At 40.5% G+C, this 22,723-nt stretch carries 24 protein-coding genes; all 24 read right to left on the bottom strand.

Annotated features, from left to right (window positions below; all coding sequences use genetic code 11):
- Nucleotides 1-7: 7 nt before the first annotated feature.
- Entirely contained in the window at nucleotides 8-1,267 is a 1,260-nt protein-coding gene (gene rseP, locus L6I86_RS11360; RefSeq protein WP_236287151.1) for an RIP metalloprotease RseP, read from the bottom strand.
- Between the two features lie 273 nt (nucleotides 1,268-1,540).
- Nucleotides 1,541-2,686, bottom strand: coding sequence for a 1-deoxy-D-xylulose-5-phosphate reductoisomerase (locus L6I86_RS11355; RefSeq protein ID WP_236287149.1), 1,146 nt, complete (start codon nucleotides 2,684-2,686; stop codon nucleotides 1,541-1,543).
- A gap of 23 nt (nucleotides 2,687-2,709) precedes the next feature.
- Nucleotides 2,710-3,504, bottom strand: a complete 795-nt coding sequence (locus tag L6I86_RS11350; RefSeq protein WP_236287147.1) for a phosphatidate cytidylyltransferase — start codon at nucleotides 3,502-3,504, stop codon at nucleotides 2,710-2,712.
- Between the two features lie 75 nt (nucleotides 3,505-3,579).
- Nucleotides 3,580-4,353, bottom strand: a complete 774-nt coding sequence (locus L6I86_RS11345) for an isoprenyl transferase (RefSeq protein ID WP_276574843.1) — start codon at nucleotides 4,351-4,353, stop codon at nucleotides 3,580-3,582.
- Nucleotides 4,354-4,421: 68 nt separating this feature from the next.
- Nucleotides 4,422-4,976 (bottom strand): ribosome recycling factor, encoded by a 555-nt coding sequence (gene frr / locus L6I86_RS11340; RefSeq protein WP_056625017.1) that lies wholly within the window; start codon nucleotides 4,974-4,976, stop codon nucleotides 4,422-4,424.
- Nucleotides 4,977-4,979: 3 nt separating this feature from the next.
- Nucleotides 4,980-5,705, bottom strand: coding sequence for a UMP kinase (gene pyrH, locus L6I86_RS11335; protein ID WP_056625013.1), 726 nt, complete (start codon nucleotides 5,703-5,705; stop codon nucleotides 4,980-4,982).
- A 91-nt stretch (nucleotides 5,706-5,796) separates the two neighbouring features.
- A complete protein-coding gene (gene tsf, locus L6I86_RS11330; RefSeq protein ID WP_057315674.1) occupies nucleotides 5,797-6,447 on the bottom strand; it encodes a translation elongation factor Ts in 651 nt (216 codons plus the stop codon).
- A gap of 117 nt (nucleotides 6,448-6,564) precedes the next feature.
- Nucleotides 6,565-7,263, bottom strand: coding sequence for a 30S ribosomal protein S2 (rpsB, locus tag L6I86_RS11325; RefSeq protein WP_056625008.1), 699 nt, complete (start codon nucleotides 7,261-7,263; stop codon nucleotides 6,565-6,567).
- 249 nt (nucleotides 7,264-7,512) lie between these two features.
- The gene (locus L6I86_RS11320; protein ID WP_236287144.1) at nucleotides 7,513-8,028 is read right to left on the bottom strand and encodes an endolytic transglycosylase MltG; all 516 of its coding nucleotides are present in this window, start codon (nucleotides 8,026-8,028) and stop codon (nucleotides 7,513-7,515) included.
- Nucleotides 8,021-8,596: a hypothetical protein gene (locus tag L6I86_RS11315; protein WP_236287142.1), complete on the bottom strand. Its 576-nt coding sequence runs from the start codon at nucleotides 8,594-8,596 to the stop codon at nucleotides 8,021-8,023. The genes L6I86_RS11320 and L6I86_RS11315 overlap by 8 nt, the downstream gene beginning before the upstream one ends.
- Nucleotides 8,597-8,627: 31 nt before the next feature.
- On the bottom strand, nucleotides 8,628-8,948 hold the full coding sequence (locus L6I86_RS11310) for a hypothetical protein (RefSeq protein WP_236287140.1): 321 nt from the start codon (nucleotides 8,946-8,948) through the stop codon (nucleotides 8,628-8,630).
- A 19-nt stretch (nucleotides 8,949-8,967) separates the two neighbouring features.
- On the bottom strand, nucleotides 8,968-10,383 hold the full coding sequence (locus tag L6I86_RS11305; protein ID WP_236287138.1) for a DUF342 domain-containing protein: 1,416 nt from the start codon (nucleotides 10,381-10,383) through the stop codon (nucleotides 8,968-8,970).
- Between the two features lie 28 nt (nucleotides 10,384-10,411).
- Entirely contained in the window at nucleotides 10,412-11,200 is a 789-nt protein-coding gene (locus tag L6I86_RS11300) for a FliA/WhiG family RNA polymerase sigma factor (protein ID WP_171635824.1), read from the bottom strand.
- A gap of 19 nt (nucleotides 11,201-11,219) precedes the next feature.
- The gene (locus L6I86_RS11295) at nucleotides 11,220-11,648 is read right to left on the bottom strand and encodes a hypothetical protein (RefSeq protein ID WP_236287137.1); all 429 of its coding nucleotides are present in this window, start codon (nucleotides 11,646-11,648) and stop codon (nucleotides 11,220-11,222) included.
- A 2-nt stretch (nucleotides 11,649-11,650) separates the two neighbouring features.
- The gene (locus L6I86_RS11290) at nucleotides 11,651-12,145 is read right to left on the bottom strand and encodes a chemotaxis protein CheD (RefSeq protein WP_171635822.1); all 495 of its coding nucleotides are present in this window, start codon (nucleotides 12,143-12,145) and stop codon (nucleotides 11,651-11,653) included.
- The gene (locus L6I86_RS11285) at nucleotides 12,142-12,762 is read right to left on the bottom strand and encodes a chemotaxis protein CheC (RefSeq protein ID WP_056624989.1); all 621 of its coding nucleotides are present in this window, start codon (nucleotides 12,760-12,762) and stop codon (nucleotides 12,142-12,144) included. Before L6I86_RS11285 ends, L6I86_RS11290 begins: the two co-directional genes overlap by 4 nt.
- A gap of 3 nt (nucleotides 12,763-12,765) precedes the next feature.
- Nucleotides 12,766-13,227: a chemotaxis protein CheW gene (locus L6I86_RS11280; RefSeq protein ID WP_056624986.1), complete on the bottom strand. Its 462-nt coding sequence runs from the start codon at nucleotides 13,225-13,227 to the stop codon at nucleotides 12,766-12,768.
- A 69-nt stretch (nucleotides 13,228-13,296) separates the two neighbouring features.
- The gene (locus tag L6I86_RS11275; RefSeq protein ID WP_236287135.1) at nucleotides 13,297-15,369 is read right to left on the bottom strand and encodes a chemotaxis protein CheA; all 2,073 of its coding nucleotides are present in this window, start codon (nucleotides 15,367-15,369) and stop codon (nucleotides 13,297-13,299) included.
- A 44-nt stretch (nucleotides 15,370-15,413) separates the two neighbouring features.
- Nucleotides 15,414-16,538 carry a protein-glutamate methylesterase/protein-glutamine glutaminase gene (locus L6I86_RS11270; RefSeq protein ID WP_236287133.1) on the bottom strand — a complete coding sequence of 375 codons (1,125 nt, stop codon included), beginning with the start codon at nucleotides 16,536-16,538 and terminating at the stop codon, nucleotides 15,414-15,416.
- 47 nt (nucleotides 16,539-16,585) lie between these two features.
- Nucleotides 16,586-17,455: a MinD/ParA family protein gene (locus L6I86_RS11265; protein WP_236287131.1), complete on the bottom strand. Its 870-nt coding sequence runs from the start codon at nucleotides 17,453-17,455 to the stop codon at nucleotides 16,586-16,588.
- Complete coding sequence (flhF, locus tag L6I86_RS11260) at nucleotides 17,452-18,756, bottom strand: flagellar biosynthesis GTPase FlhF (RefSeq protein ID WP_236287129.1); 1,305 nt, start codon at nucleotides 18,754-18,756, stop codon at nucleotides 17,452-17,454. Before flhF ends, L6I86_RS11265 begins: the two co-directional genes overlap by 4 nt.
- On the bottom strand, nucleotides 18,753-20,786 hold the full coding sequence (flhA, locus tag L6I86_RS11255) for a flagellar biosynthesis protein FlhA (protein WP_056624971.1): 2,034 nt from the start codon (nucleotides 20,784-20,786) through the stop codon (nucleotides 18,753-18,755). Before flhA ends, flhF begins: the two co-directional genes overlap by 4 nt.
- Nucleotides 20,787-20,807: 21 nt before the next feature.
- Nucleotides 20,808-21,902, bottom strand: a complete 1,095-nt coding sequence (gene flhB / locus L6I86_RS11250; protein ID WP_236287127.1) for a flagellar biosynthesis protein FlhB — start codon at nucleotides 21,900-21,902, stop codon at nucleotides 20,808-20,810.
- A gap of 10 nt (nucleotides 21,903-21,912) precedes the next feature.
- Nucleotides 21,913-22,713 (bottom strand): flagellar biosynthetic protein FliR, encoded by an 801-nt coding sequence (gene fliR, locus L6I86_RS11245; protein WP_236287126.1) that lies wholly within the window; start codon nucleotides 22,711-22,713, stop codon nucleotides 21,913-21,915.
- Nucleotides 22,714-22,723 lie beyond the last annotated feature (10 nt).

The raw sequence follows: 22,723 nt of genomic DNA, 5'->3' as shown, positions 1-22,723 counted from the left end.
ATTAGGACTACCCCTTAATCAATCGTAAAATATCATTGTATGTAACAGCTACCATCAATAGCATCAGGAGTGCAAATCCAACAAAATGAACCATACTCTCTCGGTTCGGGTCTATCGGTTTACCTCTCAATGCTTCTAAACCCATGAAAAGCAGACGACTACCGTCTAGAGCAGGGATAGGCAATAAATTAAAAATACCTAGATATAAACTTAATGTGGCAGCCCAAGAAATTAAGTATGTCAGTCCCATTTTTGCAAACTCAGCAGATACTTGAGCAGTTCTCACTGGTCCACCAAGATCATCTAATTTGAATTGAAGCATAACTAGTTTTTGCAAACCAGTCACGATTCCAATGGTAGTACCCACTACCTGATCATAGGTTCCTGTAAATACTTCACCCAATGTTGCACTTCTCCGGTCACCGCTAATGACAACACCAAGCTTCCCAGCTCCTGCTTCCATTTCTGGTGTTACTTGAAGTGTAATTGGATTCCCTGCGCGATCGATCACCCATGTCATTGGCTTCCCAGCAGAAGATTGTATCGAGGTAACTAGTTTCTCCCGATCATCCCCAATAGGCTGCTTATCAATGGACATGATGATGTCGCCTTTCTGAAGGCCTGACTTCTCACCTGCTTTACCTGCAAGAACAGAATCCAGCTTCACATTCGTGAACACACCAGACATAATCACCACAATGAAGAACAAAACAATCGCCAGAATAAAATTCATAACGGGTCCCATAACGATAGCAATGGCACGTTTCCCTACGGATTTCGAGCCGAATTGACGATCATATGGAGCTATTTGGGTTTCTGTTCCCTTCGTCACCATCATGGCTTGCGGATCAATCGGATACGTCACTTTCTCGCCGTCGACATCCAGGGATAAGCGTAGTGCTCGCTCTAAATCAATTTGTTCTACGACACCGATGATGACGTTAGAACGACGATCTAATTGATCTAGATACAAAAATGCAACCTCATTCTGTTTGTTTAATTTAATTGCAACCGTTTGTCCAGGATTAACTTGAACGATTTCCGGGTCTTCTCCTGCCATGCGAACGAATCCACCAATCGGTAAAATCCGTAACGTATACCGGGTCTCCCCTTTTTTATATGAAAATATTTTGGGACCGAAGCCAATCGCAAATTCACGAACTAAAATACCTGCACGTTTTGCAAAGTAAAAATGACCCCATTCATGAATCGTAACAAGAACGAAAAACAGCAGAATAACCTTTAACCCAACTTCAATAGCCGACAAGTCGTATTTCCTCCTTCGGGTTTTCTTCAGAAAACTACCTTATGTAACAATGACCCGACGCTTTCGGTAAATGAGTCTACCTTCTAAGCATCTACTTCAGATCAGCTGTTCTTGTTCTTAGATTACCACTATTGAACGGCTGAATACAAGCTATGCCCGTACAGGTCATTATACGAACTAAGTGAAATATATAGACTTTGCTTAACAACCTCGGTGTCGGAAATTGAAAAGAAGAGCTGAGCCATGCAAGCTGACCTCATCTCTTCCTGACATTTAAAAACGGATAGACGCTGCAAACGATCTAGCCCATTGATCTTGTTCGTGAATAACTTCAATTGTAGGATTTGCATATGATTCATGTTTTTGCAAAGAAGCTTCGATAATATCCTCAATTTGTAGAAATGAAATGTCACCCTTAAGGAAACGCGCCACCGCAATTTCATTAGCAGCATTATACACAGTGGGCGTTATTCCACCTTGCTTACCACTTTCAAAGGCCATTCGCAAGCAAGGGAATCGTGTATAATCCATCTCACGGAAATGAAGTTTACCAATTGCAGCTAAGTCTAATCTTGTTGTTGGTGTTGCATAGCGATCTGGATACGTTAACGCATACTGAATAGGAACCCTCATATCCGGATTACCTAACTGAGCGATGACACTATGATCTACAAATTCAACGTAAGAGTGGATGACACTTTCCGGATGAAGCAACACTTTGATATCCTCATAAGCTAATCCGAAAAGCCAGTGTGCTTCCATTACTTCAAGACCTTTATTCACCATTGTCGCAGAATCAATCGTAATTTTGGCGCCCATCGACCAATTCGGATGCTTTAGTGCATCCTCCACGGTAACACCGACTAGTTGTTCACGCGTACGATCTCGGAATGAGCCACCTGAAGCCGTAATCGTGATTTTGGCAATTTGAGAACGCTTCTCACCATTTAAACATTGAAAGATTGCTGAATGTTCGCTATCAATAGGTAATAAGGCAACACCTTTACGAGAAACGGCTTCAGTTACAATGTGACCCGCACTGACTAAGGTCTCCTTGTTGGCTAGTCCAATATCTTTTCCTGCTTCAATGGCGGCTAAAGTTGGTCTTAATCCTTGACTCCCAACCAATGCGCTTACAAGCAAATCTGCATCAGTGGCAGCTGCGACCTCCAACAATCCAGCTTCACCATAAAGAACTTTAATACTTGATGGTATTTGCCTAGCAACAGTTTCAGCTAATTCCTTCGTAGCAACAGAAACGAGCTTAGGTCGAAATAGATTAACCTGCTCAATGACAAGATCACTGTTGTACCCCGCTGATATCGCCTCAACCTGAAACTTTTCTGGCGAATGCTGTACAAGATCCAAGGTTTGAGTTCCAATGGATCCTGTCGAACCCAAGATGGCAATTTTTTTCATATGCTCAACCCCGCTCATGAGAATTAGTTAGGAATCAAATTGAGCAGATAGATAAAGGGGAAAACAATTAACCAACTATCCATCCGATCGAGTACTCCACCATGACCTGGCAGCAAAGTTCCCGTGTCTTTAATTCCTTTAACACGCTTATAAGCGGATTGAATTAAATCACCAATTTGTCCTACTACTGCAATAACAAATCCTAATAAGAGTGATTTCCCTACACTTAAGAGATCCGGTGCGTACAATGCAAAGCATAAGGCCAATATCATCGCAATAACTACTCCGCCAAGTGCTCCTTCAATCGACTTCTTAGGACTTATTTGTGGCCATAAAGGATGTTTACCTAACTTCGAACCGACAAAATATGCGCCTGCATCCGATGCCCAGATACAAACAAACACCATGATCGTCCAAAACAATCCATTATCCGCCAAGCGAGCCTCGATCATATAGTTAAAGCCAAATCCAATGTAAACGACACCTAGTAATATCACAGATACTTGATCAATCGTTATTTTGTTCTTGGAAGCAACTGTTATGAAAAGCAGCAAAAACATGGCAAACCAAATAACGGCTGTAAACGAAAATGTCCATGTAATACCTAGTAACCCCCATGGGATCGTTAAACATAAAAGTGCTAAAAGCCCAGCAACAGCTGTGAGTTTAAATGGCATATACCCATTCATTTGTAAGTACTCGCGATATCCAATAATCGAAACGAGAACAATCAAGCCTGCATACCACAAATCACCAAGAACTAGAAGAGTAATAAATGCAAGACCCGCTATAACGCCTGTTATGATTCTTTGTTTCAAGTTGAATCCCCCTAGATGAACAACGTTTATCTCTAAGACTTCCTTTTTAGTGAAAAACGATTACACAATCAGATGTTAAATACCACCGTATCTTCTTGCGCGGCGCTGATATTCAGCAATGGCTTGCATAAATAAGTCCTCTGTGAATTCTGGCCAATAGGCATCTGTGAACCATAATTCCGAATAAGCTAATTGCCATAGTAAAAAGTTGCTCAATCGCAATTCTCCACTTGTACGAATCAACAAATCGGGGTCAGGTAAATCTGACGTTAACATATAGGATGAAAAGAGTGATTCATTCAACTCATCCGGGTTCAAGTTTCCGTTTTGCAGATCCTTCATCATATCTTGGACACCTGCAATGATTTCCTTACGTCCGCCGTAATTTAAAGCAAAATTCAAAATAAGACCCGTGTTATCTTTCGTACGCTCGATCGCACCTTCTATAGCTTTCAGCGTATAGTCAGGTAGACCATCTTTCCAACCAGTCATTCGAATACGCACATTGTTCTGAATTAATTCTTCAATTTCTAAAGGGAAAAACTCCTGAGGAAGCTTCATTAGAAACTCGACTTCTTCTTTGGGGCGTTTCCAATTTTCAGTTGAAAAAGCATACATGGTTAGTACTTTGACACCAATATCATTGGCTGCCATTGTAATCTTCTTTACATTTTTCATGCCCGAATGATGACCTGCTACGCGAGGCAAGCCTCTTTGTTTGGCCCATCGACCATTTCCATCCATTATTATCGCAACGTGCGCAGGTACTTTGTCCAGCTCTATATCCCCTGCTGTTGCATTCGCTGGCCTACGTGTTGGATTTAACCATTTCTTAAATAACTTGAGCACAGTTGTTCCTCCCAACTAGGGAAAGATGAAAAACCCCCAGCAAATGAATACCCGGGGGCATATCTATCTTATACTTCCATGATTTCTTTTTCTTTAGCAGCCAAAACTTTCTCAACTTCAGCTACGAATTTATCAGTAAATTTCTGAATGTCCTCTTGATGTTTACGGGACTCATCCTCAGAAATACCTGCTTTCTCAAGCTTTTTAATTTCGTCATTCGCATCACGGCGAATATTACGAATTGCAATTTTGGCTTCTTCGCCAAATTTCTTCGTCATTTTCACCAAGTCACTACGACGCTCTTCAGTTAATGCAGGAATAACAATACGAATAACGATTCCATCATTCGATGGTGTTAAACCTAAATCGGACTTCATAATTGCCTTCTCAATAGAAGACATAGAGCTCTTATCCCATGGTTGAATGAGAAGAGTACGTGAATCTGGTGTTGTCAAATTAGCTAATTGATTAACAGGCGTCATTGCGCCATAGTATTCCACTTGAATACGATCTAATAATGATGGTGTTGCACGTCCCGCACGAAGTGAAGTCAAATCTCTTCTTAGTGCTCCAATTGCTTTGTCCATCCGATCTTCTGCGTTCTTCTTCACTGATTGAGGCATGGTTTATACGCTCCCTTTAACTGTAGTCCCAATTTTATCGCCAAGGACCACTCGTTTGATATTCCCTTTTTCCGTGATATTAAATACAACCAACGGAATGTTGTTATCCATACAAAGGGAAGATGCAGTGGAGTCCATGACACCAAGGTTGTTGCTTATAACTTCCATATAGGTCAACGTTTCGAATTTCTTCGCTGTTGGATCTTTGAATGGATCAGCTGAATAGACGCCATCCACTTTATTTTTGGCCATAAGAATAACTTCTGCTTCAATCTCTGCAGCTCTCAAGGCAGCCGTCGTATCCGTCGAAAAATAAGGATTACCTGTTCCCGCGGCGAAAATAACTACTCTACCCTTTTCAAGATGGCGCATAGCTCTCCTACGTATGTAAGGTTCTGCAACTTGTTGCATAGTAATGGAGGACTGGACTCTTGTTGGCACCTCTAGGTTTTCCAATGCATCCTGCAAAGCAAGTGAATTCATGACAGTAGCCAGCATCCCCATGTAATCCGCTGTTGCACGATCCATTCCTTTCTCACTACCCGCGATTCCGCGCCAGATATTCCCGCCGCCAACAACGATAGCAACTTCAACATTTAACTCTACGACATCTTTCACTTGTTGAGCAATGGAAGTAATCACTTCTGAATCAATGCCATATCCCTGCTGTCCGGCTAAAGCTTCGCCGCTCAATTTAAGCACTATTCTTTTATAAAAAGGTTGACCCAACTTGTATGACCTCCGTTTCCATGCGTAACTCCATGTCTTTAAGGGCTAAAAAAGAAGGAACACCAAGTGTTCCATCTTTTTTGAATGCCTATTATAGTTTAACTTGGGACATAACTTCTTCCGCAAAGTTTTCTTGTTTTTTCTCAAGACCTTCACCAAGTCCGAAACGAACGAAACGACGAATGGAGATGTTCTCACCGATTGCAGCAATTTTCTCGTTCAACAATTGGTCGATAGTTTTGTCTGGATCTTTAATGAATGCTTGCTCCATTAAGCAGAACTCTTCATAATATTTACCAATACGGCCTTCAACCATTTTGTCGATGATTTTCTCTGGTTTACCTTCGTTTAAAGCTTGGTTACGAAGAATTTCTTTTTCTTTTTCCAAAGCTTCTGTTGGAACTTCTTCACGACGAACATACGATGGGTTTGCTGCAGCGATGTGCATAGCAATGTCTCTGCAGAACGTTCTGAATTGCTCTGTTTTACCAACGAAGTCAGTTTCACAGTTGATCTCAACAAGAACGCCAACTTTACCACCAGCGTGGATGTAAGATTCTACAGCGCCTTCTGTAGCAATACGTCCAGCTTTGTTAGCTGCTGCAGAAAGACCTTTCTCACGAAGAAGTTCTCCTGCTTTAGTGATATCACCGTTTGCTTCTTCAAGTGCTTTCTTGCAATCTAACATACCTGCACCTGTTTTTTCACGTAACTCTTTTACTTGTGCTGCTGTAACTGCCATTAGAAGAAACCTCCTGTTAAATGTTTATTGTTTATATGTAACACTAGTTTATTCTTTAAAAAAAGGGTGGTGACAGGCTGTTACACCTTCCAACCACCCTTTTCACATTGCTATAATTTAAGCTGTTGTTTGCTCGCCTTGGTGTGCTTCGATAACTGCATCAGCAATTTTCGCTGTTAACAATTTAACTGCGCGAATCGCATCATCGTTACCTGGAATCACGTAATCAATCTCGTCTGGATCGCAGTTTGTATCAACGATACCAACGATTGGGATACCCAATTTACGAGCTTCTGCTACAGCAATACGCTCTTTGCGAGGATCGATAATGAAAAGTGCACTTGGCAAACCTTTCATGTTCTTGATTCCGCCTAGGAATTTTTCAAGACGCTCTTTCTCTTTGCGAAGAATGATAACTTCTTTCTTAGGAAGAACTTCGAAAGTGCCATCCTCTTCCCATCTTTCAAGAGTTTTCAAGCGATCGATACGTTTTTGAATTGTTTGGAAGTTAGTCAATGTACCACCCAACCAACGTTGGTTGATGAAGTACATGCCACAACGTTCTGCTTCTTCAGCAACGGAATCTTGGGCTTGTTTCTTAGTTCCTACGAAAAGGATTGTACCATTATCTTCGGATACGGATTTAACAAAGTTGTAAGCTTCCTCAACTTTTTTAACCGTTTTTTGAAGATCGATGATGTAAATACCGTTTCTTTCAGTAAAGATATACTTGTCCATTTTCGGGTTCCAACGACGTGTTTGGTGACCGAAATGTACGCCAGCTTCTAAAAGCTGTTTCATGGAGATAACTGCCATCCCCAATCCCTCCTCTAAATGGTTTATTTGGTATCCGCCGCCCCTCGCATCTTTGCATAAAACCTACCGAAGTAAGCACCATTATGCAAATTGACGGGCGTGAGTTTTTAACACCGTGAATAAATATACCACAACTGAAAACAAGGTGCAACCTTTTATCCTGAATGTCATTCTTCCCTTGAATTGGATAGTTTATGTATAAGCAAACAAAAAAAAGATCTCTATATAAAGATCCTTTTGCTACAATGATTATTGAACTGTAATAAGACTCGTTACAAGTGTTGGCATATCCATTTTACCTTCAAACTCATGGTATCCAACTTGAATTTTGGTGTTGCCACCTTGTTTATCAAGCTCAGTAATGAATGCCTTACGATCCGAAATTACACCTGCTCTAAATAATAAATCAGCTACTGTCGAAGCATCTAAGTTTTGCTGAACATAAACGACAATCTTAGAAGAAACTGCAGGCGGGGATGCTTTAGGCTGATCTTGTGGTTTACTTGCTGATAATTTATCCGTTTCTTCTTTTAGCTTCTTCTGGACGGCTGAATCTAATTCGGCTTGGGTATACATTTTCACATTTTTCTCAAGTACTAAATAGTATTTAGAGGCCTCTTCCTTGAGCTTCTGAGGATCCATCTCCTCCAACGATATACCTGACTTGCTCGGGTTACTTGGACGAATCAGCATCACTTGAAGAAGAATAGCGCCAACAAGTATACCTACCCCAATACCAGTAACTAAGGCTCTATTTTTAAACACGGGTCCTTTCCTCCTGTCTTGAAAGTTGAAGGATCAAACTGACCTCGCCTTTATTCATACTAAGCTTTTTGGCAATAGCCTCCACGCTTTTCCCTTGATCATGTAAAGTAAACAATTCAGAATATCTGCTCTTCATACTTAAACCCACATAGACTGGCTCATCAGGAAGAAGATCAGGAGCAATTTCGATTACATTTACAGAAGCAGGAATACCATGCTTGGGTGTATTCAGAGCACTAAGCATCTCCGTAGGAGAAAGAACTGGCGGTTGATTCACATGAAGAGTCGTTAGCTCTTTGGACAACTCGTGCTTTTGACGCTCCAAGGTTTCCAATCGGCCAGCTAACTTAGCAAGCTCCACTTCATAATCTTGTTTTGTCTTTGAAAATAGATCAAGCATCGCTTGATTCTGTTCATCCATCTCAGCGGCGAAATGTTCTATCGTATCTTCGATTTCCTGCACAACCGTAGCATTTGCGGATGAAGCCGTCGTTTGTTCCTTCGGTATAAATCTCGCATAAACAATCATCACAAGACCGAGAAGGATGACATAGAGCACCGGCTGCATAACCATATAGTTCACCTTTTCCTATAGCAAGTTAGAGGGAGAAGTCAATATGATGACCTTTATAGGGATGGTCCGGTTGGTGTTCCGGATCCGTAGAAAGATTATTTAATTGCCCTCTTGTCTTACCTTTACCTATTTGCGTTTTTTTCTGTTCACGACGATCTAAGATATCAGCGCGTCCACTCTCTTCAAGTTTGCTTGACCGCCCTCGATCACGTTCCGTTGATTGTATAGCTTGATTTTCTAGAATTGTTCCATCTTGCCGCGGCTTCTGCATCAATTGATTCTGCTTTATACCAGCCTCATCGTTCTTGTGTACAGCGAATTGTAAATCGATGGCTTTGAAACTCATCGTCTACTCCCTCCCACACTTACACATTTGCACTCATGACAATATCGCCTTCACTTAGTCGGAAAGTCATTCGGTTCGTTGGATCTTTAATAAATTTCGTGTAACGACCAATAACAATTTTGGTACCACCATAAATCGTCGAAATAACTTGAACCTTTGCATTCTCAGAATCCTCTAGAGATTTCTCAATTTCCAAAATCCGTTCTTTGATCGATACTTGTTCATCCACCGACTGCTTCTTCGTATTATTAAGTTTGATACGCATGGCAAGTTTATCAGGACTGAGCTGGCCCGCTGCAGCTAATTGATCCAACAAAGTAAGCGCTTTACTAGTCTTCTCCATATTCTCACTTAGTGTTCTCAGTTGATTACGAAGTTGAATCATTTCATTACGCAATTCTGGCAAAACACCTACTTCAATAACAGTTGCAGTAGACATTGAATTCCCAATTGTTCGAGCCGCAACGCGTTCTCCAGCTTGAATTGTCCCGCCTACGATTAAACCTTTTGCACCCACACAGTTGACACTTCTGCCCGCTCTCACCGTCGAATGCATGATACTTTGGGAAACGTTTAGATCACCAGAAACTTCAATCGTGGCATCTTGGATGAAAGAACTCTTCACATTCTTTCCAGCTTTGATCAAAGCTTTATTTTGCCCTACAATACCTGCCGAGATTTCAATCGATCCTTCTGCTTCAAGCTCCGCGGCTTCAACACCACCGGTCACACGAATGTCTCCAGCTGCTCGAATCTTGAACCCAGGTAGAACATTCCCTCTAACAACAACTGTACCGATGAAGTCAATGTTACCAATATTATAATCGACATCCCCATTAATCTCGTACACAGGGAATACGTTTATTTTATCCCGATCCGTTCGGACTACCATGCCATCAATCGTTGCGTATAGCCCCATCTGCTCCGCATCAGTTACAACATTTTTACCTACTTTGAATCTAGCTTCTTTACCTGACTTTGAAAAGAGCGTTTCGCCAGTAACTGCACGACCAGGTGTACCGGCTGTAGCTAAAAAGCGTTGACCAATCAATTGCCCTTTTCTAACATTATGAATGGATACAACTTCTTTATAATTGACCCGGCCGTCTTCCAGCTCCAAAGGTTTTTTTTCGTTGTCATCGAAGTCAAAAGATAATTTAATATATCCATTTTGACCATCTACCTGTTTAGTTCCCGTGGCAATTAGTGTCTTTTTAAGAGAAAATGATTTAGGATTAGCTGCAATTTCTGCAAGCACTACTTGATTTACTCCATGAATAATACGATTTTTTTGAACCAGGTCTAATAATTGCCCAATTGAGACTTTAAACGTATCTTCAGTATTACTGATAAGTAAATGAGCAGATAACTTGTCATCTGACACAGTAATACTTATGAAGAAATCCAAAGGCATGTTCCCTTCACTCACGGACATACCACCTTTCCATACTTTCAGAATAAGTTTAATTATCTTGAAAAAGTTGATTTTTAAATCTTCCGAGTACACCTTTAAGTCTTAAGATCGCTTTAGAATGCAATTGAGAAATGCGAGATGGTGATAAACACATGACCTCAGCAATTTCACTTAATGATAACTCTTCGAAGTAAAATAGTGATACAACGGTTCTTTCTTTTTCTGTCAAACGATCTATTGCTTTCGCCAATGATTCTTTCAAATAAAACTCGTTTACTTGAGACTCTGGGTTCTTGGCTTTCTCATCTACGATAAGGGATAATCTAGTCTCTGACTCTTCTTCGCGTATGGGATCATCAATCGAACAAATCGTAGTAACAGAAATATCCTGTAACATTTGTTGGAAATCTTGTTCACTAATTTGCAAAAAAGTGCTTATCTCCGAATCTGTAACTGATCGTAGATATTGTTGTTCGAGCTTTTGATAAGCGTCTTCTACTTTTTTAGCTTTTTCTCTAACTGACCTTGGAACCCAATCCCCTTGACGTAAGCCATCAATGATTGACCCGCGAATTCTCCATGAAGCATAGGTTTCAAACTGTAAGCCTCTTGCATAATCAAACTTCTCAATAGCATCAATTAATCCCATAACTCCAAAGCTAGATAAGTCATCTTTGGATACACTTTTGGGAAGACCAATGGCTAACCTGCCTGAGACATACTCCACTAAGGGTAAGTAGTTCTCTATTAGAGCTTGTCTAGCCGCAATAACACCTTGTTCTTTCCACTGTTTCCATAAATCAATATTTGCAAGTTGAACTTGCTTTTGATCAATCATGATTAATGATACACCATCCTTAATCTTCAGACATTCGCCTCAAGGCACCCGCCAGTTGTTCAGGGTCCAAATTATTCTTGGTGACTAGCTTAGGTGGATTCAATGGTGAAAATTGCATATCATTAGATTGTGCATCTTTTGTCTGATTCGTGTGGTTCGACTTCATTAATTGACGTGTTTCTTCATCCTCATCGGGTGTGCTTAGATCTAAGTTCTGACCAACCGCGGATGAGGAGTTCTCGAGTAATGAATCCTCCAGTGAAGAAACAGGTCCAATTAATAACCCTAATACCCATCTAAATCCAAATGTGACAACGAATAAAATGAGAAAGCTGTATCCTGCTTTAATACAAGATGATAAAAATAGATTATTGCCTATCGATAAGGCAAACGTAAAAATTCCAGCTAACAAAGCTACGATGAGATTAATTCGAATAGTACCAATCATCATTAAATTTCCTTTACTCCTAATTGAACACTACGAATCTGGAGGATCCCTGTCGCACTAAAGAACTCAATCGTACGACCATAATTAGCTCCTGTATCCTCTGCCAGAATAGGAATCTTGTAACGATTCAACATTTCTTTACAAGATTCTACATTCCTCGGTCCAATTCTCATCGTATCATTATTTCCGGCAAATGCAAACATTTGAGCACCACCAGCTAGCTTGGCTTCAAGCTTACTTATATTGGCTCCTAGCTTTTCCATTCTCGAAATTAGCTCTGGAATAGCTGTATCTGCATACTTCGCTATGTTCAATGAACCTTCTCGCGCTATTTCAGATGAAGGCAGCATGACGTGAGCCATTCCTGCTACTTTTGATCGGCTGTCGTATAGGGTAACACCTACACATGAACCCAATCCTGTTGTCTTCAAAACGCCAATTTGATGAGCAACATTCAAGTCAGCCATACCTACTTTAATTAAGTTTTCTAGCGTCATGGAGAGACTACCCCTAATGCCGAAAAGATTTTACCAAACGATTCCGGATCAGGGATTAAGAAAAAGTGCCCTTGCACTTCATTCTCCCCTTCCAAGAATTTAGTATCAATGAGAAGAGCCTGGTCTCCCATTTGACCAAATTGCAATAAACCATAGCTTAAAATTGCACCAGCCATGTCGATCGCCAGCGCTGGAACCGTCGGCTGCATATTTAAATTCGTAAAATCAGCAAGCGAGGATAAATAAGAACCGGCAAGGATGTTTCCAATTTCATTCAGTGCTGATAATTCTAACTCTGAATATTCTTCTTGATCCGTTATGGATAAACCAACCAAATCATGAAGCATGTTTTTGGCAGCATCCAAGTCAAGAATGAAAAACATATTTCCCGGCGCATCCCCTTCTACACGTAAGAAGATGGCTAGTACGACTGTCTCAGCCCCGCCGACGCTTTCGCAAATTTCTTCGAAAGGCAACATTCTTACTTTTGGTACCAACATATCGATCGGCTTATCCAGTAAGGTAGAAAGCGCAGTCGCTGCATGCCCTGCGCCAATATTACCTACTTCCTTAAGCACATCTAATTGAAAATCCTCTAATTGGCTAAAAACGTCCACAAGCTATTCCTCAAATCTTTCTAGCTGCTGAATTTCACTGCGATTCAATACTTGCTCTAGGTTTAGAAGAACTAATAATCGACTCTCGCCTACACGAGCGATTCCATCTAAGTATTTCGCTTTAATGCCACCTACTACTTCTGGCGGTGTATTTATATTATCTGTATCCACATCAATGACATCATTAGCCGAGTCAACAATCAAACCTACTTCAAATTCAGCCGCAGAAACGATAATAATACGAGTTGCATCCGTACTTGCAACCTCTTCAAGCCCAAATCTAGCGCGGAGATCAATAATTGGAATTACGACACCACGCAAATTAATAACACCTTTAATAAATTCAGGTGCTTTAGGTACGCGTGTCATGGGTTGCATTCTTTCGATCGTTCTAACCTTTTCTACTTCTACACCGTACTCTTCCGATCCAAGTGCGAAGACAATTACTTTCTTTTCTTCTCCCATTGTCAAATCCTCCTCAAAGTTTTCGTTAGAAAACTGACTTCGTAAGCATCAGCTTTAATCGAATATGGTTTATTTAATCAATGCATTAGGATCAATGATCAAAGCAACTTGTCCATCCCCCAGGATGGTTGCTCCTGAAATTGCAAAAATTCCGGTTAAATATTTACCTAGTGTTTTCAACACGATTTCTTGTTGACCAATAAATTCGTCCACCATAAGTGCTACTTGCTTATCGCCTTTGCGAACAACAACGATTTCTGTTTCTTCTTCCAAATCCTCGTTAAAATCAGGAACTTGAAATAGTGTGCTCAGGGACAATAATGGGATAACCGTTTTGCGATAATCGATCATTTTAGTACCTTGGATGTTCCGAATTTGCGACTTCTGAATGGCTGACGTTTCCACAATTGAGGATAAAGGAATCGCATACTTCTCACTACCCAAACGTACTAACATCGCCGAGATAATGGAAAGTGTCAGTGGCAGCTGAACGGAAAATTTACTTCCAAAGCCTGGTTTAGAATCTACTTGAACATGTCCGCCAAGCATCTGAATCTTAGTCTTCACGACATCTAAGCCTACACCACGACCAGATATATCTGAAATTTTCTCCGCCGTACTGAACCCTGATGCGAAGAGCAAGTTATACACTTCATGATCTGTTAGTTTAGCAGCTTGTTCTGCTGTAACGAGACCATTTTTCAAAGCAGTTTTCAAAACTTTATCTCGGTAAATCCCTTTACCATCTTCTTCGATTTCAATAAATACGTGATTCCCGCTGTGGAATGCACGAAGTTGAATTGTACCTTGCTCAGGTTTACCAACAGCTACACGCTCACTGATCGATTCAATACCATGATCAACTGCATTTCGCAATAAATGGACTAACGGATCACCAATTTCATCAATAACAGTTCGATCTAATTCAGTATCAGCACCAGTAATCACTAGATCTACTTTTTTGTCTAAGGATTTGGCAAGATCTCTGATCATACGAGGGAATCTATTGAATACCGAATCTACAGGAACCATGCGAAGCTTCAGAACGATATTTTGCAAATCACTGCTGACACGGGACATATGTTCTACTGTCTCAGTCAAATCATTCCGTTTCACTTCACTAGCTAATTGTTCGAGTCGAACACGATCGATCAACAGCTCACTGAATAAATTCATCAATGTATCTAAACGCTCAATATCTACACGAATCGTGCGGCTTGCAACTGGAGCTCCGCCTGCGGCTGGTTTAGCAGCACCTGTATTCACGGCTGGTTCTGAAGCTTTGGGTGCAGCTACTTCAAGTGTAGGTACCGCAGTTACAACTGCAGCAGCGATTTCTTGACGAGCTGTTTCAATCTCTGCAATCGGTCGGGATAATTCTGCAAGAGATTCTGTATCGACGGTTATAATAACAGCAGAAGCAATTTCAGAAACATTTAGAATTTCTTTCTCAAGCGTTGCTTGATCAACTTTGGAGATAAAGTACAAGGAGAACGAGCGATCAAACTTCTCTTGCTCAATTTCTTGAACGGAAGGCGTCGACTTGATAATTTCGCCCATTCTCTCCATAGCATCGAATACCATGTAAGCACGTGCAGCTTTTAACACACAGTTTTCATTGACACTAACTTCGATATAGAAAACTAGAAAGCCTGAATCGATCGACTGTTGCAGAATTGAGTATTGAAACTCATCTACTTCTATGCCTTTGGCTGGTTCTTTGACTGCAACTGTAGTTGTAATAGCTAGGCCCTTTTTGTAGTCGCCTGTCACGATGGATCTTAGAGAGGTAACGATTGGACTTACATCGGCTTTACCTGTCCCACCTTGAATGATATCTTCAACCATAGATTCCAAGGAATCCAAACTTTTAAAAATACAATCAAATATGTAAGGGTCCATATCAAGTTTACTATTACGGACAAGGTCAAGCACATTCTCCATGTCATGGGTAAGTGCTGCGATGTCCTCAAACCCCATCGTTGCAGACATCCCTTTTAACGTATGAGCTGAACGAAAAATGTTATGTACAATACTTATATCTTTCGGATTACTTTCTAAATTAAGAAGATTTTCGTTCAATGATTGCAAATGCTCTTTTGATTCATCGATAAACATCGATAAATATTGACTAAGTTCCACTACCACACACCTCCAATAGAATCATCCAGTACCCCATGTTTGCTTCAATTCATTTCACTCTGTACACACCTAGATAAACGAACCGCAATTTCCTGCTGAGGTAATACATACATTGCAGCTTGATTTTCTACAGCGGCTCTTGGCATCCCATATACGACACAAGTTTCTTCCGCTTCAGCAATCGTTGTGGTTGCCCCCGATTGTTTCAAGGAAAGCATTCCTTTGGCTCCATCACTTCCCATTCCTGTCATCAAAACGACATGTCGTTTTAACTCATTCATGCTTAGTAAGGATTCAAACATCACATCTACTGAGGGGCGATGACCTGAAACAGGTTCATCTTTGGTTAATCGAATTTTGTACGTTCGGTTTGGATCTTTGTGAATAACCATATGCCATCCACCAGGGGCCACATATGCAGTCGCCGTTTGAAGGACTTCTCCATCAGCAGCTTCAACAACCCTAATTTGAGAAATATCATTCAATCGTTGAGCTAATGATTTGGTGAAGTTAGGCGGCATATGTTGAACAATTAAAATTGGTGCTGGAAATCCTGCAGGAATATTGGAGATAACTTGATGTAATGCTCTCGGACCACCGGTTGAAGTCCCTATGGCTACTACATGACTAAAATGTGTTGTAGTTGGAATAGTCTGAGCAACTGAATCCGATTGTTTCAAATTGTCTTTCATCATCTTGGATCTCAAAGACAAGGGATTAACCTTTACTACATGTGATTGTACGCTTGCTGGTTGATTGACACTCATTTTCGAACGTACTGCCATGAGTAGTTTCTCATGCAGCAACAGCTTAACTTTATACAAATCCAGAGAGATGGAACCGGATGGCTTTCGAATAAAATCTACTGCCCCCAACTCCAATGCTCGAATCGTCTCAGAAGCACCCTCTTGCGTTAAGGAGCTCAGCATGATAACGGGAGTTGGCTGCTCTTCCATGATGTGTTTAAGCGCATCCAATCCATTCATAACAGGCATTTCGATATCCATTGTAACAGCATCCGGTCGAAGCAGCTTAACTTGTTCAATTGCTTCTTGACCATTCTTAGCAGTACCAATGACTTTAAATTGCGGATTCTCTGAAATTAAATCACTTACTATTTTTCGCATAAAGACGGAGTCATCTACGACAAGAATGTTATATAATGCCAAGCTGCTTCCCCCCTCTATCTGCTTATTCGACACGTTTTTCAAAATTCCTATTTCAAAAGTTTCAACATTTTATTTAAAAAGCTCTTGACACCCGTTGAAGGCGTTTCAATAACACGATATCCCTTAATATAATTGTCGGTAAGCGTTTTGATGCTCTTAGTTGCCGTTGAATATGGAAATGCGATTGAGAAAGGAATTTGCCTTTTCACTGCTTTAGAAACAACTGGATCATCATCAACAAACCCTAAGGTTGGAATATGAATATTCAGAAATTGTTTAGCTACTAAAGAAATTTTGTCAGCTGTCTGCTTGCCTTCTCGCGCATCTGTAACACGATTAATAACTAGTTTAAATGAAACGTCGTGGCCCATTGAATTCACCATTTTAATGATGGCATAGGCATCTGTAATGGATGTTGGCTCAGGAGTCGTAACCACGATGGCTTCTTCGGCCGCAAGAATGAATTTTAATGTTTCTTTGGATAAGCCTGCACCTGTATCGAAAATAATAAAATCTACATATCCGTTCAGTTGCATAACTTGTTCCGCAAAATAATCTAATTCTTCTTCCGTTAATCGCAGTAGGTCATTAAAACCGGATCCACCAGCGATGAACTCCAAATCATTCGATCCTTTTTGGATGATTTCCCAAATCGTCTTATCCTTTTTTAAAAGGTGATATAGACTATAAGTTGAAGATACACCCATTAATACATCAATGTTTGCGAGTCCTATATCTGCATCGAATACAAGCACCTTGTAACCCAAAGACTGCAGTGATAAAGCGAAGTTTAGCGTAAAATTGGATTTACCAACACCACCTTTTCCACTGGTTACGGTAATAATCCTGGTTGTTCTTGTGCCTTTATCACCTTGTGTTTGAACCAGATTCCGCAACCCTTCTGCTTGATCCTTCATGTTCTAGGCTCCTCCAATAACAAATCAATGATTTGCCACTCGTTCATTTCCGCAATATCATCGGGTACACTTTGACCAGTTGTCACATACGAAAGCTTGAGAGAAAACTCATGAACAACATTCAAAATGGCGCCATAGGAATCCGTTTCATCCATTTTGGTAAAGAGTACTTTGTCCAATTTGAATTTACTGAAATTATTCGTAATCGCACGTAGATCACGATATTTGGTCGTTAAGCTTAATACGAGTATCGTTTCACTATTCCCTTGCGTCTTCAGTAATGAATTCAATTCTGAAACATACATTTCGTTACGGAAGTTACGTCCAGCCGTATCCATGAAAATAATGTCGCATTCTGCTAGATTTTGAAATGCTTTCGTCAAATCCTGCGGTGAAAATACAACTTCAAGTGGCACATTTAAAATGGTTGCATATGTTTTCAGCTGCTCAATCGCAGCAATTCGATACGTGTCTGAAGTAATGAACCCAACTTTACGATGGTATTTCAATACTTGCTCCGCGGCTAATTTCGCTATCGTAGTCGTTTTACCAACACCAGTGGGGCCAACGAAATGAACTACACGAGTTTGTGTAGATATATGCTTACTGTGATCCGTTTGTAAAATCCCACCTAATTTCGAGCGAACAAGTTGATGAGCTGTTTCTTCAGTAACTGGTTCATCTGCAAGTTGAAAATCTGCCATAACCTCATCCATGATCTGTCGCACAAGCGTTGGATTCACTTCATGGTCATAGAGTCTTTGCTCAAGTTTTTGCAACGGCTCAGGTAGTTTATCCCCATCTGTCACTTGTGTAAGCTTCTTCATCATTTCTTTCATTTGTTTAAGTTCATCCATTACTTGATCATCTTTAATCGATGCCTTCGCTGCTGAATGAACAGAAGAAGGTGAATAAGCTTGATGCCCGGCAGGATTCATTACTCTCTCTGTTTGAGGAACGGCACTTACAGCTACTGGCTCGCTCTTCATTGCCACAGGTGCTAATACATCAGGTACATCCGGAAAATCAGACTGAAAATTAGTTTTAATAGGAGCTACCTGACTATTCACCTTTGATTGCGGTGTCATTTGAGGTGCTACTCGTTGGGGAGTAGGCACAGGTTTCGCATTAGCAGCGTCAATTGCAGCAATAACTTCTATTTTCTTCTTCCCAAACATACCAAGAAAACCGCCAGTCCGAATTTCTTTCGTATTCAGAATCACCGCATCCTTGCCAAGATCCGTGCGAATTTTTTGCAAAGCATCTGGCATGGAATCAACAACATATCTTTTTACTCTCATAAATTGACTACCCCCATGCTTTGGATTTCAACGCTAGGCTCTAATTCGCTATACGAAAGTACCGGTATATCTTGCAGTGTTCGTTCTAAAAGTTGTCTTACATACATCCGAATCGTTGGTGAAGTTAAAATGACAGGTTGCTGTCCTGATTGGATTAATTTCGTAACTTGCTCCGTTACACGATGATAAATAATTTGTGATGATGAAGGATCTAAGGCCAAATAGCTGCCTTGATCTGATTGTTGCACAGAATCTGCGATTTTCTTCTCCACCGAAGGGCCTACCGTAATTACTTTGAGTGAATCTCCGTGTGAAGTAAACTGCTGTGTGATTTGTCGTGATAGTGACTGCCTCACATATTCAGTTAAAATCTCAGGATCTTTGGTGTACGTACCATAATCCGCAAGTGTTTCTAAAATTGTAACCAAGTCACGAACAGATATTTTCTCACGTAATAGTTTGGATAGAACTTTCTGAATATCTCCAACAGCTAGTACGGAAGGGATTAAATCATCAACAAGCGCAGGATACGATTCTCTTACATTTTCGATAAGCGCCTTCGTTTCCTGACGACCTAGTAGCTCATGAATATGTTTCTTAATAATTTCAGTTAGATGCGTTGCTACAACAGAAGGCGGATCTACGACTGTATAGCCGGATAGCTCTGCTCGCTCTTTGTTTACTTCATCTATCCAAATTGCTGGTAAACCGAATGCAGGTTCCGTAGTTTCAATACCTGATATCGAATCATCATCAAAACCTGGACTCATGGCCAGATAGTGATTTAAAAGTAGTTCGCCGCGTGCAACCGTATTGCCTTTAATTTTGATGATATACTCATTGGGTCTTAGTTGGATATTATCGCGAATACGAATGACAGGAACTACGACTCCTAGCTCCAATGCACATTGACGACGTATGAGAATAATTCGATCTAATAAATCACCACCCTGCTGCGTATCTGCAAGTGGGATTAGTCCATAGCCAAACTCAAACTCGATCGGATCAACTTGTAGTAACGAAATAACACTTTCTGGACTTCGTACTTCCTCAATCTGCTGCTCTTCAACCAATTGTTCTTCTTTAATTGCTTCACGTTCCAAATTCTTTTGCATTTTAAATGCGGCATACACCAATAAGCCAGCTATCGGATATGTGGTAAACCAATGGATCGGAGTAAAAGTACCTAATACAACTAGTGTACCAGCAACGATATACAACAATTTAGGTTGAGCCGTTAATTGTTTGGTTATATCATGACCTAAATTACCCTCAGATGATGCCCGAGTAACAATGATACCTGCAGCAGTTGAAATTAATAATGCTGGGATTTGGCTGACCAATCCGTCACCAATTGTTAGGATCGAGAAAGTTTGCAGTGCCTCTTGAAAATCCATCCCCTTCATGGTCATCCCAATGATAAATCCACCAATTAGATTGATCACAAGGATAATAATCCCAGCAATTGCATCACCTTTGACAAATTTACTGGCACCATCCATGGCTCCATAGAAATCTGCCTCACGCTCAATCTTTTGTCGTCTTTCTCTTGCTTGAACCTCATTGATTAGTCCAGCATTCAAATCGGCATCAATACTCATTTGCTTGCCGGGCATTGCGTCTAAGGTAAACCTTGCCGCTACCTCGGCCACGCGCTCAGAACCTTTGGTAATAACAATGAATTGCACTAATACAAGGATGAGAAACACAACGAATCCCACAACAATATTGCCCTGTGCAACAAATGAACCAAAAGTTCTGACCACGTCGCCTGCTTCAGCATGCGCTAAAATGTTACGAGTTGTTGATACGTTTAACGCTAATCGAAAGAGTGTTGTAATCAATAGCAAAGAAGGGAAAATCGAAAACTGGAGCGCTTCTTGTGTATTCATAGCAACCAAGATAATCATAAGTGCTATGGAAATATTAATAATAAGTAAAAAGTCCAGCAAAGGGATAGGAACAGGTACAATCATCATCAACACGATGCCAATAATACCGACTAAAACTAATAAATCCTTGATTTTCATCAGATTGCACCTCCCTCTACGTTAATTCGTCTTACCCTTCATCTTATATACATACGCTAGTACTTCTGCTACAGCTTGGAATAGATCTGCTGGAATGGCATCACCAATTTCCACCTGTGCAAAAATCGCTCGAGCAAGCGGCTTATTTTCCATCGTCATGACGCCATTCTGTTTGGCGACTTCCTTAATTTTTAATGCAACATAATCTGCCCCTTTTGCAATTACTGTAGGAGCCTGCATATTTTTGGCATCATATTTCAGGGCAACTGCGAAGTGAGTTGGGTTGGTAATAATAACATCGGCTTTAGGAACTTCCTGCATCATGCGCTGCATGGCCATTTGACGTTGTTTGGCACGGATCTTCCCTTTGATGAGAGGATCGCCTTCACTTTTCTTATACTCATCCTTAATATCCTGTTTAGACATTTTAAGACTTTTCTCATGTTCGTATTTCTGATAAATAAAATCAAAAATAGCAAGTACAATCAGAATAGCACCGATTTTTATTCCCAAACTTAGCGTAACCGAAGCAATAAATGAAAATGTACTCTCCAATGGTGTGTGGCCTAGACCCAACAACCTTGCTTTTTGCCCCATCAACGTAGTATAAACCGCATAACCGATGATCAACATTTTCAAAGTCGATTTTAGAAAGTCCACCACTGTTCGCATCGAAAAAATCCGTTTAAAACCACTGATCGGATTAATCTTGTCAAACTTCATCATCAAGGGCTCACCGATAAACATAAAACCAATTTGCGCGTAGTTCGCTATAAAAGCGATCAGAACTACCAGTAGAAAGATTGGAGCTACAATGACCAAGCCTTGCACCGTTAAATCCGTGAATAACACTTTTACGTTTCCTACAGTTAAATCCATGCCTAATTGATTCTCATATACATCTCGAAAGATATGAATAATCCTACCTTTCATAAAAGAACCAAACATTAGAAAAGCCACGAATGAAAACAGTAAAATGGAAGCCGCGGGCAAGTCCATACTTTTAGCAACTTGACCCTTTTTTCTGGCATCCTGTCTTTTCTTCGCAGTAGCAGGCTCCGTTTTTTCCCCAGCAAACCATTGTAAATCAAGCTTTAAACGTAGTTGTTGGGACACGGTTCTCCTCCTACTTAGGTGTTGTCTGCGGCGAACCGCCCATAATATGTAGCATTTGTTCCATATAGTCAAACATAGTTCCAAACAATTGCTGAAATTGTGAAATTAACTCTGGGAATACAATAACAAGCAAGAAAAACCCAAGAATCATTTTAAGAGGCGCCCCGATTACAAAAATATTGAATTGCGGTGCAACCCTTGTCAAAAGACCTAAACCTAAATCTGTTAGAAATAATGCTGCTACTATGGGAGCAGCGAGTTGGAATGACAGGTAAAACATCTTGGAGAGCGATTTAAATAAAAAGTCAGAGATTTGTCCGTCGTATATGCGGCTAAATAATGCGTTATCAATTGGCACCCATTTGTAACTGTCAATGATCGCTCTGATCAAGTAATGATGACCGTCAAAAGATAGAAACAACAGGACCGCAATCATATATTTCAAATTACCTAGCATCGGTGTTGACGCACCTGATAAAGGATCGATAACGCTTGCCATACTGAATCCAATTTGCATATCCATAAATGAACCCGCCGTTTGGACAACAGTGAAAAACAGATAGGCGAGAAAACCTAAAATGATACCTATGAGCATCTCACGAATAATCAGCAGTACGTATACACCATCAATCGGCATGGACTTCTCCATCCCCAATGTCGCAAAAATAATCAAGGATATAAATACAGAGAGTCCTACTTTGAACATCATTGGAATATTTCTGGAAGAAAGAATTGGTACCACGACAAAAAATGATGTAATTCGACAAAAAATAAGCAGAAAAATAGGGATAGCTTGAATAATTGTTGGCATTTCACTCACA

This window comes from Paenibacillus allorhizoplanae, assembly GCF_927798215.1.
GTDB lineage: Bacteria > Bacillota > Bacilli > Paenibacillales > NBRC-103111 > Paenibacillus_E > Paenibacillus_E allorhizoplanae.
This window is presented reverse-complemented; position numbering and strand designations above follow the sequence as displayed.

Excerpts from the sequence above, each read along its gene's own strand:
- L6I86_RS11265 (WP_236287131.1), bottom strand. The coding sequence starts at position 17,455 with ATGAAGGATCAAGCAGAAGGGTTGCGGAATCTGGTTCAAACACAAGGT.
- L6I86_RS11310 (WP_236287140.1), bottom strand. The coding sequence starts at position 8,948 with ATGAGTTTCAAAGCCATCGATTTACAATTCGCTGTACACAAGAACGAT.
- L6I86_RS11295 (WP_236287137.1), bottom strand. The coding sequence starts at position 11,648 with ATGATTGGTACTATTCGAATTAATCTCATCGTAGCTTTGTTAGCTGGA.
- rpsB (WP_056625008.1), bottom strand. The coding sequence starts at position 7,263 with ATGGCAGTTATCTCCATGAAACAGCTTTTAGAAGCTGGCGTACATTTC.
- L6I86_RS11355 (WP_236287149.1), bottom strand. The coding sequence starts at position 2,686 with ATGAAAAAAATTGCCATCTTGGGTTCGACAGGATCCATTGGAACTCAA.
- L6I86_RS11300 (WP_171635824.1), bottom strand. The coding sequence starts at position 11,200 with ATGATTGATCAAAAGCAAGTTCAACTTGCAAATATTGATTTATGGAAA.
- fliR (WP_236287126.1), bottom strand. The coding sequence starts at position 22,713 with ATGCCAACAATTATTCAAGCTATCCCTATTTTTCTGCTTATTTTTTGT.
- L6I86_RS11280 (WP_056624986.1), bottom strand. The coding sequence starts at position 13,227 with ATGGGAGAAGAAAAGAAAGTAATTGTCTTCGCACTTGGATCGGAAGAG.
- frr (WP_056625017.1), bottom strand. The coding sequence starts at position 4,976 with ATGCCTCAATCAGTGAAGAAGAACGCAGAAGATCGGATGGACAAAGCA.
- L6I86_RS11290 (WP_171635822.1), bottom strand. The coding sequence starts at position 12,145 with ATGACGCTAGAAAACTTAATTAAAGTAGGTATGGCTGACTTGAATGTT.
- flhF (WP_236287129.1), bottom strand. The coding sequence starts at position 18,756 with ATGAGAGTAAAAAGATATGTTGTTGATTCCATGCCAGATGCTTTGCAA.
- L6I86_RS11315 (WP_236287142.1), bottom strand. The coding sequence starts at position 8,596 with ATGCAGCCGGTGCTCTATGTCATCCTTCTCGGTCTTGTGATGATTGTT.
- tsf (WP_057315674.1), bottom strand. The coding sequence starts at position 6,447 with ATGGCAGTTACAGCAGCACAAGTAAAAGAGTTACGTGAAAAAACAGGT.
- L6I86_RS11305 (WP_236287138.1), bottom strand. The coding sequence starts at position 10,383 with ATGTCCGTGAGTGAAGGGAACATGCCTTTGGATTTCTTCATAAGTATT.
- flhA (WP_056624971.1), bottom strand. The coding sequence starts at position 20,786 with ATGAAAATCAAGGATTTATTAGTTTTAGTCGGTATTATTGGCATCGTG.